General features: G+C 63.9%; 11 protein-coding genes and 1 other RNA gene. 11 read left to right on the top strand and 1 reads right to left on the bottom strand.

What is annotated here, in order from left to right:
• Positions 1–498 precede the first annotated feature (498 nt).
• The 3 genes from AUL38_RS06460 (at position 499) to ffs (ending at position 4,465) form a co-directional block, all read left to right on the top strand.
• Positions 499–2,235 carry an ABC transporter ATP-binding protein gene (locus AUL38_RS06460; RefSeq protein ID WP_059060279.1) on the top strand — a complete coding sequence of 579 codons (1,737 nt, stop codon included), beginning with the start codon at positions 499–501 and terminating at the stop codon, positions 2,233–2,235.
• The gene (locus tag AUL38_RS06455; RefSeq protein ID WP_083506656.1) at positions 2,235–4,355 is read left to right on the top strand and encodes an ABC transporter ATP-binding protein; all 2,121 of its coding nucleotides are present in this window, start codon (positions 2,235–2,237) and stop codon (positions 4,353–4,355) included. Before AUL38_RS06460 ends, AUL38_RS06455 begins: the two co-directional genes overlap by 1 nt.
• A gap of 13 nt (positions 4,356–4,368) precedes the next feature.
• Positions 4,369–4,465: signal recognition particle sRNA small type (gene ffs, locus AUL38_RS16805), an RNA gene on the top strand.
• Between the two features lie 197 nt (positions 4,466–4,662).
• Here the strand turns inward: ffs and AUL38_RS16800 are convergent.
• Positions 4,663–5,304, bottom strand: coding sequence for a MarR family winged helix-turn-helix transcriptional regulator (locus AUL38_RS16800; RefSeq protein ID WP_083506655.1), 642 nt, complete (start codon positions 5,302–5,304; stop codon positions 4,663–4,665).
• 141 nt (positions 5,305–5,445) lie between these two features.
• Between AUL38_RS16800 and AUL38_RS17535 the strand changes: the two genes are divergently transcribed.
• The 8 genes from AUL38_RS17535 to AUL38_RS06410 all read left to right on the top strand — a co-directional run bounded on the left by AUL38_RS17535 (position 5,446) and on the right by AUL38_RS06410 (position 13,898).
• Complete coding sequence (locus tag AUL38_RS17535; RefSeq protein ID WP_059060277.1) at positions 5,446–6,273, top strand: hypothetical protein; 828 nt, start codon at positions 5,446–5,448, stop codon at positions 6,271–6,273.
• A gap of 129 nt (positions 6,274–6,402) precedes the next feature.
• Positions 6,403–8,508 carry a phosphate acetyltransferase gene (pta, locus tag AUL38_RS06440; protein ID WP_059060274.1) on the top strand — a complete coding sequence of 702 codons (2,106 nt, stop codon included), beginning with the start codon at positions 6,403–6,405 and terminating at the stop codon, positions 8,506–8,508.
• A complete protein-coding gene (locus AUL38_RS06435; RefSeq protein ID WP_059060272.1) occupies positions 8,505–9,704 on the top strand; it encodes an acetate/propionate family kinase in 1,200 nt (399 codons plus the stop codon). The genes pta and AUL38_RS06435 overlap by 4 nt, the downstream gene beginning before the upstream one ends.
• A 274-nt stretch (positions 9,705–9,978) precedes the next feature.
• The gene (locus AUL38_RS06425; protein ID WP_235590633.1) at positions 9,979–10,866 is read left to right on the top strand and encodes an ABC transporter permease; all 888 of its coding nucleotides are present in this window, start codon (positions 9,979–9,981) and stop codon (positions 10,864–10,866) included.
• A gap of 3 nt (positions 10,867–10,869) precedes the next feature.
• Positions 10,870–11,652: an ABC transporter permease gene (locus AUL38_RS06420; protein WP_059060263.1), complete on the top strand. Its 783-nt coding sequence runs from the start codon at positions 10,870–10,872 to the stop codon at positions 11,650–11,652.
• 49 nt (positions 11,653–11,701) lie between these two features.
• Positions 11,702–12,556 carry a PotD/PotF family extracellular solute-binding protein gene (locus AUL38_RS06415; RefSeq protein ID WP_235590632.1) on the top strand — a complete coding sequence of 285 codons (855 nt, stop codon included), beginning with the start codon at positions 11,702–11,704 and terminating at the stop codon, positions 12,554–12,556.
• 10 nt (positions 12,557–12,566) lie between these two features.
• Positions 12,567–12,758, top strand: coding sequence for a hypothetical protein (locus tag AUL38_RS17700; protein WP_235590631.1), 192 nt, complete (start codon positions 12,567–12,569; stop codon positions 12,756–12,758).
• Positions 12,759–12,803: 45 nt separating this feature from the next.
• A complete protein-coding gene (locus tag AUL38_RS06410) occupies positions 12,804–13,898 on the top strand; it encodes an ABC transporter ATP-binding protein (protein ID WP_059060261.1) in 1,095 nt (364 codons plus the stop codon).
• Positions 13,899–13,942 lie beyond the last annotated feature (44 nt).

The raw sequence follows: 13,942 nt of genomic DNA, 5'->3' as shown, positions 1-13,942 counted from the left end.
CGAAGCTAAGTGGGGAAGCTGCCCGTGTGAGGCGGAGACAGTGGTTGGCAGATGTCGGCGGAATGCTGGCGGCTCGGCGCCGGGCTGATAACTCGGGCGGGGGAGATAGGGCTGGTCCTTTCGGGTCACCGCGGCGCATTCAGGGTGCGCTACCGCGGGTGAACCATCGCTTTGGAAAACGATGAGTCACGGCGAACGTCTGGTGGGAGGCAGCACTCGGATCTGTTCGTTCAGAACGGCGCGTGCGAAACACCTGACCTTTCAAGTAGTACAGCAGTTCGGCTCGAACTTCTAGCGTGGTCCGGCAGCGGTTCTCACGTAACTGCAGCAGATCTCGTACCGAGAACTGAGGCCCCACATACTGAAGCTTGGGGGAATTTGATAGATAAATCTGGTGTTGAGCGATGAAGGGTGCTACATTTACCCCTCTGATTCGGCTTATTCGGCGCGGATCACTAGCCGTCACACCGGTCGCATATCTGCGACGAAAGGAAGCCTGTGGCCCTTATAAACCTGGCCCTCAAGCATGCGAAGAAATACTGGATTTTCATCGTAGCCGTGCTGGTGTTCCAGTTGCTGTCAACCATGGCTACGCTCTGGCTTCCCAGCCTCAATGCGCAGATTATCGATCAGGGTATCGCCGTTGGCGACACTGACTTTATTTGGAGTACCGGCGGCATCATGCTGTTCGCTGCGCTCGGCCAACTCATCGTTGCCGTAGCCGCCGTGTACTTCGGTGCGCGCGCGGCAATGGGCATCGGCCGCGACCTGCGCCGCGACGTCTACCGCAAGGTGGATTCGCTGTCGACGCTCGAAGCCACGAAGTTTGGTGCGGCGACGCTCATCACGCGCGGAACCAACGACGTCCAGCAGATCCAGATGCTCGTGCTCATGACCTTCACCTTTATGGTGTCGGCCCCCATCATGGCGATCGGCGGCGTCATCATGGCGCTCCGTGAAGACGCCGGGCTTTCCTGGCTCGTGTGGGTTTCGGTCGCGCTGCTCGCGGTGATCGTGAGCCTGCTCGTGTGGCGCCTCCTTCCGCTCTTCCGGGTGATGCAGGAAAAGGTCGATGCCATCAACGGTGTCCTGCGCGAGCAGATCATGGGCATTCGTGTGGTTCGCGCATTCGTGCGTGAACCATTCGAGACGAAGCGGTACGACGTCGCGAACCGCGACATCACCGACGTGTCGGTCAAGGTGGGCAACATCTTCGTGCTCATGTTCCCAATCATCATGATGGTGCTGCACCTCGCAACCGGCGCCGTGCTCTGGTTTGGTGGTCATCGTGTCGACGCCGGTGAGATCCAGATCGGCTCGCTCACCGCGTTCCTGCAGTACCTCATGCAGATCCTCATGGCCGTCATGATGGGCGTCTTCATGACAATGATGATCCCGCGCGCTGTCGTCTGCGCCGAGCGCATCAAGGAGCTGCTCGACACCGAGTCAACACTGAAGTTTGAAACGAGCGCATCCGTCGAGACACCCGCGGCCGGCCGGATCGAGTTCAACGGCGTCAGCTTCGGGTTCCCCGGGGCCGAGGCCCCCGTCGTGAAGGACGCGAGCTTCGTCGCCGAGCCCGGCAAGACGACCGCGATCATCGGCTCGACCGGAGCCGGCAAAACCGTGCTCCTGAACCTCATGTTGCGGTTGTACGATCCGCAATCGGGATCGATCACGATCGACGGCGCACCCGTCTCCAAACTCACGCGCGCACAGCTTGCCGACACCATCAGCCTGGTGCCGCAACGCCCGTACCTGTTCGCCGGAACAGTAGCCTCGAACCTGCGCTTCGGGCGTGCCGATGCGAGCGATGACGAACTCTGGGAAGCGCTCCGGATCGCGCAGGGGGAGGATTTCGTGCGCGCGAAAGAGCACGGCCTTGACGAGCCCATCTCCCAGGGTGGGACGAGTGTGTCCGGCGGGCAACGGCAGCGGCTGTCGCTCGCTCGCGCGCTCGTCGCGAAGCCCAGGATCTACCTGTTTGACGATTCGTTCTCGGCGCTTGACGTCGCGACCGATGCGCGGCTGCGTGCAGCGCTCCCTGAGGCGACCGCCGGCGCGACAACGATCATCGTCGCGCAGCGCGTCTCAACCATCACCGAGGCAGATCAGATCCTCGTCATGGAGAACGGTGAAATTATCGGGCGCGGTACCCACGACGAGTTGCTCGTCGGCAACGAGGTGTACCAGGAGATCGTCAGGTCTCAGCTCGAGGAAGCAGAGGCAGCCTAATGGCGAAGCGAGATAAGGCTATGGCAGCCAAGAACGCCCCCGTCGAGGAGGTCGAGGAAGACTGGGAGACCTTCGAGCCAGGCGGCGGCGACATGTTCAGCGAGGGCGCCCCGCCCAAGAAGGCCAAACACTTCTGGCCATCCGCAAAGCGGCTCGTCGGTTTGCTCGCACCGGAGAAAGGCAAGTTCTCCCTCGTAGTGGTGCTCGTCGTGCTCTCGGTTGTCCTCTCGGTGATCGCACCCAAGGTCCTCGGCCGGGCGACCGACGTCATCTTCAACGGCATCCTCAGTAAAGATCTCCCGGCGGGTGTCCCGCTCGCCAGCATCGTGCAGAAGCTGCGCGATGAGGGCAATGATCGCTTCGCGGACATGCTCCAGAACGCGGATGTCATTCCCGGCGCGGGAATCGACTTCGGGCTGCTCGGTGTCCTCATTCTGGTGGTCATTGGACTGTATCTGGTGTCATCGTTGCTCATGTGGCTACAGGGGTTCATCCTCAACCGGCTCGTCATGCGCATCGTCTACAAGCTCCGTGTCGACCTTGAAGCGAAGATCAACCGGCTCCCGCTGTCGTACTTCGACAGCCGCCAGCGCGGCGACGTGCTCTCGCGTGTGACCAACGACGTCGACAACATCCAGCAGGCGCTGCAGCAGGCGTTCTCGCAGCTCGTACAGTCGTTCCTCATGATCGTCGGCATCATGGCGATGATGTTCGTCGTCTCGTGGCAGCTGGCGCTCATCGCGCTCATCGCGCTGCCGCTGTCGGGCGTCATCGCCGGCTTCGTCGGTGTGCGCGCGCAGAAGCTGTTCGCTGCACAGTGGAAGAACACCGGCGAACTGAACGGCCACATCGAGGAGTCGTTCACGGGCCATGAGCTCGTGCGCATCTTCAACCGTGACGCCGAGATGACCGAGGAATTCGACCGCCGCAACGAGGGGCTCTTCAACGCTTCCTTCAAGGCGCAGGCCCTCTCCGGTGCGATCATGCCGTCGATGAACTGCGTGCAGTCGCTCATCTACGTGCTCATCGCGGTCGCCGGCGCACTGCGCGTCACAAGCGGCACGATGACGCTCGGCGATGTGACCGCTTTCATCCAGTACTCGCGCGAGTTCGCGCAGCCCATCGGCGAGATGGCTGGCATGGCGAACATGCTGCAGTCGGGTGTGGCCTCGGCCGAGCGCACCTTTGAGCTGCTTGACGCTGACGAGGAAGAGCCAGACGCTGACAAAGCCGAGTTCCCCGAGCGGGCCGAAGGGCACGTGCGCTTCGAGAACGTGGCATTCAGCTATGATCCCGCGAAGCCGCTCATTGAGGATCTCTCGCTCGAGGCGCGCCCTGGCCATACGATCGCGATCGTCGGGCCGACCGGCGCAGGCAAGACAACGCTGGTGAACCTCATCATGCGTTTCTACGAGCTTGATGGCGGACGGATCCTGCTCGACGGGGTCGACTCCACCCACATCTCGCGCTCCGCGCTGCGTTCCCACGTCGGCATGGTGCTCCAGGATGCATGGCTCTTCGACGGCACGATCCGCGAGAACATTCGCTACGGCCGACTCGATGCAACCGACGAGGAGGTCGTCGCAGCGGCCGAGGCGACGATGGTGGATCGCTTCGTGCGCCAGCTGCCTGGCGGCTACGACACGGTGATCTCCGAGAACGCCTCCTCGCTGTCCGCCGGCGAACGGCAGTTGCTCACGATCGCACGCGCATTCATCGCGAACCCGTCACTGCTCATCCTTGACGAGGCGACCTCGTCGGTTGATACGCGCACCGAGGTGCTCGTACAGCAGGCGATGCGGGCGCTGCGAAGCGACCGCACCTCGTTTGTGATCGCACACCGGCTCTCCACGATTCGTGACGCCGACACCATCCTGATGATGGAATCAGGCAGCATCGTCGAACAGGGCTCGCACGAGGAACTCCTCGCGCGTCGCGGAGCGTACTACACGCTCTATCAGGCGCAGTTCGCCGGGGAGACCGACGAAGCACACACCGAGGAGCTGCTGTCTGGCACGCCAGCGGCCGCGACTGGAGCGATTCCGCTGCCAGGTGAGGGCGTGACGCCCGGTGGCTCCGAGGAGACGAAAACTGCTGGTGGTGAAAACGGGCCCGTGTGATCCGCTAGACTAGATCCGCCCCTCACGTGGCGATATCTTGGTTAACTCCCCCAGGTCGGAAACGAAGCAAGGGTAGCCGGGCTCTATCGGGTGCGTGGGGGGCGCTTTCTTTTTCGGGCGCCCTGGCGCCTGGCCGCTGGCGCTCCCGTGCGCCTGCCCCCCCGGTGCGCTGAAAAGACATTGCCTCAGCGAGATGCCATGGTTTCAGCTGTACAAAACGGGTGACCTCGCTGAAGGCATGTCTGTTGAGCGCTGGGCCGGGTGCGGACTTGGCACGTGCGCGCTGGGTCGGGCGCGAGTGCGTTGCTTATGGGCGGGGAGCTCGGGGCTGCGGCCATGCGTCCGCAAGCTTGTCGAGGAGTCGGAGCAGTTCCTCGCGCTCGGGCTCAGCCAGTGCGCGGAGTGCCGTGGTTGCGTCGTCGCGCTGTCGGCCGCGAATTCCGTGCACCATCTGCTTGCCTGAATCGGTGATGCGCACTCGGGTGCGTCGTGCGTCGTGCGGATCGGCCTCGCGTTCCGCGTGTCCGCGCTCCACCGCCTGCTGCACGAGGCGCGAGGCGCGAGGCTGATCGACGCCGATGAGCGCCGCGAGTTCACTCACGGACAGGGGAGTGTCTTCCCTGAGGAGCGTGGCGAGGAGCCTGAGCAGCGCCGGTCCGCCAGAGCGCTCGCGGAGGCCCCGCTGCCCGTGAGCCGCCCAGTCGTGGCCGTCTTCGGGGTCGCTGGCAGCACCCGGATGCGTGGGAAAGGTACCGCGCTGATCGTGCCGGTGGTGTGAATCAGGGGAGACGCCAGGGAACCCTCCGTGCGCTCCGCCGTGCCCAGCGCCAGGCCCCCCGCGATGACCGCGGCGACCGCGGAGCCTGCCGAGTGCCTCGAGAAGCTCGTCTGCTTGCGTCGCGGAGGGGGGCGCCGATGAAGGATCGTGCGCCTCAGATGATGCGGTCATGCAGCAAAGTTTACATGTCTCTTGACATGTATCCATTTCCATGTCACTATACATATACATGCACAGTGACATGGAAAAGTGTCCGGCCCGCACATGGGCGCATGTACATCGGGGGAGACGCCCCGACTGAAAGGACTTCACATGAGTAACACTCAAGACTTCACCACCAACGAACATGCCAACGAGAGCGCCGCAGCAACCGCGCACGACGCTCACGAGATCCCGGCAACGCCGATCGAGGCGGCAGCAACTCGCTCGATCCGCCGCTGGACGCGCACCGTTGACGCGCTCGTCGCCCGGGAGGTTGACGCGCAGTTCGCCGCAGCCGGTGCATCTCGCCGAGATCTGCGCGTTCTCAATATGCTGTCGGGGGAGCGCGAGCTTTCCGAGCACATGCGGGCGCGACTCGAGCGGCGCGGCGGCCGGCTCTGGTCGCTCGCTGACCGCGGCTGGATCACACGCGCAGACGCAGAAGCGATGCGTGCCACAGGCCTCGCCTGGCAGCTCACCGACGCGGGGGTGGCGGCGCGCGAGCGCTTGACCGCCATCACTGAGTCGGTGCGCGATCGGGTCGAGGGGGCGGTTTCGCCGGCGGATCTCGCCACGACCCTGGCATCGCTGGAAGCAATCGCGACCGAATTCGGATGGACGGAGGGCATGCGCCTGCCGCGCGGCCACCGCGGCGGCGGGCGAGGCCACGACCGGGGTCAGCGCCATCACCCGGGGCAGTGCCACCACCGTGGTCAGGCCTTCGGGCAGGCTGACGGCCACGGCCGTGGCCACGGCCACGGCCAGCGACAGGAGCACGGAAACGGTTACGGTCACGGCCACGGGCAGGGTCACGGCTTCGGCCACGGCCGTGGTCACGGTGGCAACCCCTGGGACGGCCACCGTCCGAACGCCGGCCGGGGTGAGGCGTTCGAGCGTGGCTTCGTTGCCGGCTTCGCGGCATCTCGCGACAGCGCATAACGCATACGTAGTTTCTGGCACCGTTCGAAGGGCCGGCACCCGGTGGGTGCCGGCCCTTCGGCGTGCCGCTGGGCTACGACTTCCACAGTTTCTAGGCAGCAGGGTGAGCGCGCCGAATACACTGTGGATGTGGCAGTCAGTATCTATCTCACATCCGCCGAGGGTCGCACGGGAAAGAGCGCCGTCGCGCTCGGCGTGCTCGATGCGTTAAAGGCCGGCGTGCCGCGCGTGGGCATCTTCCGCCCGGTGATTCGATCCCGTGACGAACGCGACCGCGTGCTCGAACTGCTGCGGGGCCGCGCAACGGCGACCGCCTCCTACGAGGAGTGCGTTGGCGTCACCTACGAGGAGCTCGCGCGCGATGCGGATGAGGCGATGGCAACGATCGTAAGCTGCTATCGTGCGCTGCGCGAGCAGTGCGACGCGATCGTGGTCGTGGGGTCTGACTATACGGACGTTGCTGCGCCGACTGAGCTTGCGACGAACGCGCGGATCGCAGCGAACCTTGATTCGCCGGTGCTGCTGGTCGTCGGCGGGCGCGATCTGTCCGAGCAGGAGGTACTCGGACAGTCGAGTGCACGTGATGCATCGACGCTTGCGAAGATCGCTGAACTGAGCGTTGCTGAGCTGCACGAGGAGCACGCGAGCGTGTTGGCGACGCTCATTAACCGGGCTGATTCTGAAGCCCTCGATGAGATCGTGGCCGCCGTCAGTGACGTGGTTCCCGAGGGGACCGCTGTCTGGGCCCTCCCGGAGGAGCCCAAGCTCGTCGCCCCGCCCGTCGCCGAGGTGATGCGGGCAGTGGACGGCCACCTTGTGCGCGGCAGCGCCGAGCTGCTGAGCCGCGAGGTCACGCAGATCGTGATCGCTGGCATGTCAATGACGAACGTGCTGCCGCGGCTGCTCGAGGGTGCAGTAGTGGTGATCGCGGCGGATCGGGCCGAGACACTGCTCGCAGTGTCCATTGCGCACGAGGCGGAGGGCTTCCCGACGCTTGGTGCTGTCGTCCTCAACGGCGACTTTGAGATGTCCGAAGACGTGGAGCGGCTGCTCGACGGTGTAGGGGCGGTGCTCCCCGTGATCCGCACCCCGCATGGCACCTTCGAGACCGCGCAGCGCGTGGTGCACGCTCGCGGGCTACTCACCGCGGAGTCTCCGGTGAAGTTCGATACGGCGCTCGCGCTCTTTGAGGAGCACGTTGACACGCGTGATCTGCGTGAACGGCTTCGGCTGCATCGCGGGAGCGTGCGCACGCCAGCGATGTTCGCGTACGACCTGTTTGCGCGCGCGGCGAAGGCAGACGCACACATCGTGCTGCCCGAGGGCCACGATGACAGGATCCTCCGCGCGACCAGCACGCTGCTCGCGCGTGGCGTGGCCAGGCTCACGCTGCTCGGAGAGGAGAGCGCGATCCGTAAGCGCGGTGCCGAACTCGGCCTCGCGATTGAGGGTGCGGCGGTCATTGACCCCGAGACCTCGCCGCTCCTGGGCCAGTTCGCCGCCGAGTACGCGAAGCTACGCGCACACAAGGGCATCACCCTCGAGGACGCGCGCGATCGAATGACCGATGTGAGCTACTTCGGCACCATGCTCGTGCACCTCGGGCTCGCAGACGGCATGGTGTCGGGTGCGGCGAACACGACCGCCCACACGATCCGCCCGAGCCTCGAATTCATCAAGACCAAGCCGGGTGTCTCGGTTGTCTCGAGCGTGTTCTTCATGGCGCTTGCTGACCGCGTGCTCGTCTACGGCGACTGCGCTGTGAACCCTGACCCGAATGCAGCGGAGCTCGCGGATATCGCAGCGTCGTCGGCCGAGACGGCCGAGCAGTTCGGCGTGGACCCGCGGATCGCGATGCTCTCGTACTCGACCGGCGAGTCAGGCTCGGGCGCCGAGGTCGACAAGGTGCGCGAGGCGACCGCGCTCGTGCGCGAGGCCCACCCCGAGCTGCTCGTCGAGGGGCCGTTGCAGTATGACGCGGCCATCGACCCGGAGACGGGCGCCTCGAAGCTCCCCGGCTCGCAGGTTGCTGGCCACGCGACCGTGTTCATATTCCCAGACCTGAATACGGGAAACAACACCTACAAGGCCGTGCAGCGCTCCGCCGGTGCGATCGCGGTCGGCCCGGTGCTGCAGGGCCTGAACAAACCAGTGAACGACCTCTCGCGAGGAGCTACCGTGCAAGACATCCTCAACACCGTCGCAATCACCGCAGTGCAGGCGGGTGAGCGATGAACGCCGTCTTGGTCGTCAACTCCGGGTCGTCGTCGATTAAGTACCAGGTGATCGAGGAGGGGAGCGGAGCCCGGCTCGCCCAGGGCCTCGTCGAGCGGATCGCAGAGCGCGGCGCCGGCCGAGTCGTCCACACGGGCTCGCACGGCGAGACCATCGTGGACGGCGACATCCCCGATCACGCGGCGGGATTCGCGGCGATCGTCGAACGCTTCGCCGAGACTGGAACCCCGATCGAGTCCCTCGGCATTGTTGCCGTTGGACACCGTGTGGTGCACGGGGGCAGCGAGTTCATCGCGCCAACGCTCATCGATGATGAGGTCGCCGAACGCATCCTCGAACTCGCCGAGCTCGCTCCGCTGCACAACCCCGGTCACCACGCTGCGATCATCGCGGCCCGCGCGGTCTTCCCGGAACTCCCGCACGTCGCGGTGTTCGATACCGCCTTCCACCAGACCATGCCAGAAAAGGCATACACCTACGCGATCGATCGCGAGCTCGCCGCGGAGCACGGAATCCGCCGGTATGGCTTCCACGGAATCTCGCACTCGATCGTGTCGCGCCGTGCGGCGCAGCACCTCGGGCGGCCGCTCGACTCGCTCAAACAAATTGTGCTGCACCTCGGCAACGGGGCGTCGATGTGCGCCATCGACGGCGGACGCTCGGTCGACACCTCGATGGGGCTCACCCCGCTTGAGGGGCTCGTCATGGGGACGCGTTCCGGCAACATCGACGCGGGCGCGATCTTCCACCTGCTGCGACGCGGCGTGAGCGTCGACGAGGTGGATCGTGAGCTGAACAAGCGCTCTGGCTTCCTCGGGATGACGGGCACGATCGACTTCCGCGATGTCCGCGCGGCCGCAGCAGCGGGCGATGCCGCCGCACAGCTCGCGATCGAGGTCTACGTGCACCGCGCCAGGCACTACCTCGGTGCGTACCTCGCGGTGCTGGAGGGCGCCGATACGATCGTCTTCACTGCGGGCCTCGGCGAGAACGGCCCGGATCTCCGGGCGCTCATCTGCGCCGGCTTCGAGTGGTGCGGGCTGCGCCTCGACCCTGCACGGAACGACGCGCGCGACTCTGGCACGCGCGTGATCAGCGCCGAGGGCTCACAGATCACCGTCCTCGTGGTCCCGACCGACGAGGAAGCAGAGATCGCCAAGCAGAGTACTGCGCTGGTAGCGTCCCTAGCCGAGTAGTTTTCTCACGGCTCACCCCTGGCGCCATCGCCAGGTGCCGAGCGAGCCAGTTCGGACCCGCTCCAGACGCTCGCGGCCGCCTGCACGCACGCCTTGCCAAGCGCTGGCGGGCGATTCTGGCCGTCGAGCGGTCACGGAGCTCAGGTGATCCGCGATCTGCGCCAACTTCGCTGCGATCTTCCACGGAATCAGCAGCACAATCGACCCCACCAGCCGCGCTGGAGGGCCACACTTAAAGGACACCAACGATGACTGGCAAAAGCAAAGGAGCGACGTGGCAACGACGACACGGATGATACATCTTGGTCGTAAGGAGCGCCCGAAACGTGGGTCGCTGTTACTTCTCATTCCAGGAGTCGCCTCAGTGGTGCTGCTGGGCATTCTGCCGCTCTTTATTGTGGCGCGAAACAGTTTTGCTGTTGCCGACGACTACGGCGGCATCGTCGGCGGGTTCACGCTCGAGCACTACGCAAAGCTCCTCGACCCCGTCTATTCGAAGACGCTGTTCTTCTCGCTCGGGCTCGGGCTGCTGAACACCCTCGTGTGCGTGGTCATCGGCTACCTCACCTCGTACTACATCGTGTCTCGGCCAGAAGGAAAGCAAGGGTTCTTGCTGCTGCTCGTGATCATTCCGTTCTGGACCGACTTCCTCGTCCGCACGTTCGCGTGGATCACGATCCTCGGCTCGGGAGGGCCGATTGCCGGCGTGCTCGGGATATTTGGGCTGTCGGGTTTCTCGATGATTCCGAGCAACACCGCGGTGATCTTGGGGCTGCTGTATTCGTTCCTCCCCACGGCGATCTTCCCGATCTACGCCTCCATGCGATCGATCGATGGTTCCCTCAAGGAAGCAGCAACGGATCTCGGGTGCAGCTGGTGGGGCGTCCACCGCCGCGTCATTCTGCCGCTGAGTAGCCCCGGCATTCTCGGCGCAGCTTTGCTCACCTTCATCCCGACGATGGGCGTGTTTGTCATCCCCGTGTTGCTTGGCGGGGGCAAGGATCCGCTCGTCGGAAACCTCATCGTGACGCTGTACACAGAGTTCCGAAACCAGCCGATGGGCGCCGCTGTCTCGATGGTGCTGCTCGTGCTCATGGTCGTGTCGATGGCACTTGTAGGTCTCCTACTGCGACGTGTATCGAACAAGAAGAAGGGGGCGTAAGCCATGGATCGCATCGTAAACGGTATCGCCCGTGGCGTGTTCGTCTTCCTCTACATTCCGATCGTCGCGGTAATCGTCTACTCCTTTAACGCTGCGGGAACGAACACACGCTTTGAAGGCCTCACACTGCAGTGGTACGTCGAGCTGTTCCAGGACGGCGCGCTCATGCAGACATTGCGAACGAGTGCGATTGTCGCGGTGCTCGCTGCGACAGTGGCCACCGCTATCGGGATCATGTTCGCCCTCGGACTAGCTCGCTACCGCGGACGTGGCAAGGGCGGCTTCATGGCACTCATTGCGCTGCCGCTCATCGTCCCCGAGATCGTGCTTGGCGTGGCACTTCTCAGTGTGTTCAGCGCGACGAAGGTGCCGCTCGGCATCACGACCCTCGTGCTCGGCCACCTCATCGTCTCGCTGCCGCTTGCGACGCTCGTACTGATGAGTTCCGCAGCCATGCTGGATCCCAGCCTGCCGGAGGCCGCAACCGACCTTGGGTGCTCGCCGTGGCAGACATTCACGCGGGTCTACTTCCCGCTGCTTCGTCCGGCGGTGGTTGCGGCTTGGCTGCTGAGCTTCACCACGTCCTTCTCCAACATCGTGATGTCCACCTTCTTGAGCGGCGTCGGGTCGACGACCCTTCCGCTGAAGATCTACTCGAGCTTGAAGACAGGCCTGACGCCGAGCATTAACGCGCTCGGAGCGCTGCTCATCCTGCTCACCCTTGTCATTGTGCTCGCTGTCGGCGTGTCACAGATGCGTCGCATTCTCGTTGACTCTCGGTCCTAGCCGCACTGCTGCGGCCTGGCACTACCACCCTCTCGAAAGGAACAGAATTATGAAGAAAACTTCCGTTGCAGCAGTCGGCATCGTCGCCGCTCTCGCCCTCACCGGATGCTCCAGCGCAGGTGGCGATGGCGGCGCGCAGACGCTCAACGTCTACGCATGGGCCGATGAGATTCCGCAGTCGGTGTTCGACGCATTCACCGAAGAGACCGGAATCAAGGTCAACGTCGACAACTTCGACAGCAACGAGACGATGATCTCGAAGCTCGCTGCGGGAAACTCTGGCTACGACATTGTCGAGCCGAGCCAGTACGCGGTTCAGCAGCTCGTCGGGCAAGAACTCCTGGAGCCACTCGACAAGTCCAAGATCGAGGGTCTTGACCAGATCGCAGAGAAGTTCCGTGACCCGTCGTATGATCCTGACCTTGGGTACTCGGTGCCGTGGGTCTGGGGCACGACCGGTTTGCTCTACAACGCTGAGTGCACTGGCGGCGAGGAAATCACGAGCTGGAAATCCATGTTCGACCCGAAGTGGCAGGGCAAGGTGAACATGCTCGACAACATGCTCGCTGCCTACATTGCAGGCTTGCAGGTGAACGGCTTCCCCGCGAACAGCAAGGACGAGAAGGAAATCGCCGCAGCGACCAAGTCACTCATCGAGCAGAAAGAGATTCTCTCGGGCTACAACTCGAGCAACTACGGGGATCTCGTCGCGAACGGCGACGTTTGCATGTCTGAGGCATGGGGTGGCACGCAGACCGCGAAGATTGTCGCTGCCAACGATCACGTGCACTATGTCCTCCCCGAAGAGGGCGGCAGCCTCTGGGTTGATGGTCTGTCGATTGCGGAAGGGCGCTCCAAACGAGGCTGGGGCCTACGAGTTCATCAACTTCCTGCTGCGCCCTGAGATCAGTGCGATGGCCACAAACGACGCCGGTCTTGCAAGCGCAAACACTGCCGCAGCGGAGCACGTCAAGGACCAGGCGCTGCTCAGCAACGCTGCCGTCTACGCTTCGGATGAGCAGGTCGCCGATGCCGACTTTATCGTTGATCCCGGCCCTGCGATGAAGTTCTACCAGGACGGTTGGACCCGGGTGAAGGCCTCCTAACCGGCTCACCCCCATATCGAGTTCGAGCGAAGAGCGAAGAGTTTCATGAACACGCAGACCACCACATCCACCCCGGCCGTCGAGATCCTTGGTATCTCGAAACAGTTCGGCGAACACCTCGCCGTTCACCCGCTCGATCTTGAGATTGGCGACAACGAGTTTTTCTCCATCCTCGGGCCCTCCGGCTGCGGCAAAACAACGCTGATGCGCATGATTACCGGGTTTGAAACGCCAAGCTCGGGGCGCGTGCACCTCGGAGGCGTGGACGTAACCAACGTTCCGACTCGTCACCGCGACCTGAACATGCTGTTTCAGAGCTACGCGCTCTTCCCGCACCTCACCGTGTTTGAAAACGTCGCATTCGAACTTCGGGTTCGGCGGGTTCCGAAGGCAGAAGCGAGCCAGCGGGCGCAGGAGGCGCTGGAGCTCGTCAAACTTGCGCATCTCGGCGAGCGGAAGCCAGATCAGCTGTCGGGCGGGCAGCGGCAGCGCGTTGCGCTAGCACGAGCTATCGTGTCCGGCCCGAAGGTTGTGCTCCTCGACGAGCCACTGGGCGCGCTCGACCAGCAGCTGCGAAAAGAGATGCAGTACGAACTCAAGCGGATGCAGCGCGAGGTCGGTATCACCTTCATTTACGTCACCCACGACCAAGAAGAAGCGCTGACAATGTCGGACCGCATCGCGGTGATGTCGGAGGGGGTCGTCCAGCAGGTCGCGAGCCCTGAAGACATCTACGACCGCCCGGAGACGAGGTTCGTTGCGGGATTCATCGGCAGCTGCAACCTCATCGATGTCACAGTGCCGGCGGGCGCTGCTGGTGAACGAGTCGCTGCGCTTGCCACCGGAATCGGATCGCTGAACGGTGTTCTTGCAGAAAGCGTCAGCCGTGAGCAGGCCGGCACGATGCTCATTCGCCCCGAGCGGATCGAGATGCGCCGCGGCGGCGAGGGCCTCGTCGGCCACGTGGAGACGCTCACCTTCCTCGGCGAGGAATGGCAGGTGCACCTCAACGTTGGCGGAACGATGCTGAAGGTGTCGCTGTCGAGTCTTGTCCGTGAACTCGAACTGCCTGGCCTCGCAGTCGGGGAGGAACTCACCGTGAGCTGGCGTCCCGAGGACGCTCGAATCGTCACCAGGTAATACCGACTCGCTGTCCAGCATCGTCGCTCATCAGAAAGGTTTTT

Source organism: Leucobacter sp. G161 (assembly GCF_001482305.1).
Lineage (GTDB): Bacteria > Actinomycetota > Actinomycetes > Actinomycetales > Microbacteriaceae > Leucobacter.
This window is presented reverse-complemented; position numbering and strand designations above follow the sequence as displayed.

What these genes read in the sequence shown, in the direction of transcription:
- AUL38_RS06455 (WP_083506656.1), top strand. Translation starts at nt 2,235, where the DNA reads ATGGCGAAGCGAGATAAGGCTATGGCAGCCAAGAACGCCCCCGTCGAG.
- AUL38_RS17535 (WP_059060277.1), top strand. Translation starts at nt 5,446, where the DNA reads ATGAGTAACACTCAAGACTTCACCACCAACGAACATGCCAACGAGAGC.
- AUL38_RS06410 (WP_059060261.1), top strand. Translation starts at nt 12,804, where the DNA reads ATGAACACGCAGACCACCACATCCACCCCGGCCGTCGAGATCCTTGGT.
- AUL38_RS16800 (WP_083506655.1), bottom strand. Translation starts at nt 5,304, where the DNA reads ATGACCGCATCATCTGAGGCGCACGATCCTTCATCGGCGCCCCCCTCC.
- AUL38_RS17700 (WP_235590631.1), top strand. Translation starts at nt 12,567, where the DNA reads ATGGCCACAAACGACGCCGGTCTTGCAAGCGCAAACACTGCCGCAGCG.
- AUL38_RS06415 (WP_235590632.1), top strand. Translation starts at nt 11,702, where the DNA reads ATGAAGAAAACTTCCGTTGCAGCAGTCGGCATCGTCGCCGCTCTCGCC.
- AUL38_RS06420 (WP_059060263.1), top strand. Translation starts at nt 10,870, where the DNA reads ATGGATCGCATCGTAAACGGTATCGCCCGTGGCGTGTTCGTCTTCCTC.
- AUL38_RS06435 (WP_059060272.1), top strand. Translation starts at nt 8,505, where the DNA reads ATGAACGCCGTCTTGGTCGTCAACTCCGGGTCGTCGTCGATTAAGTAC.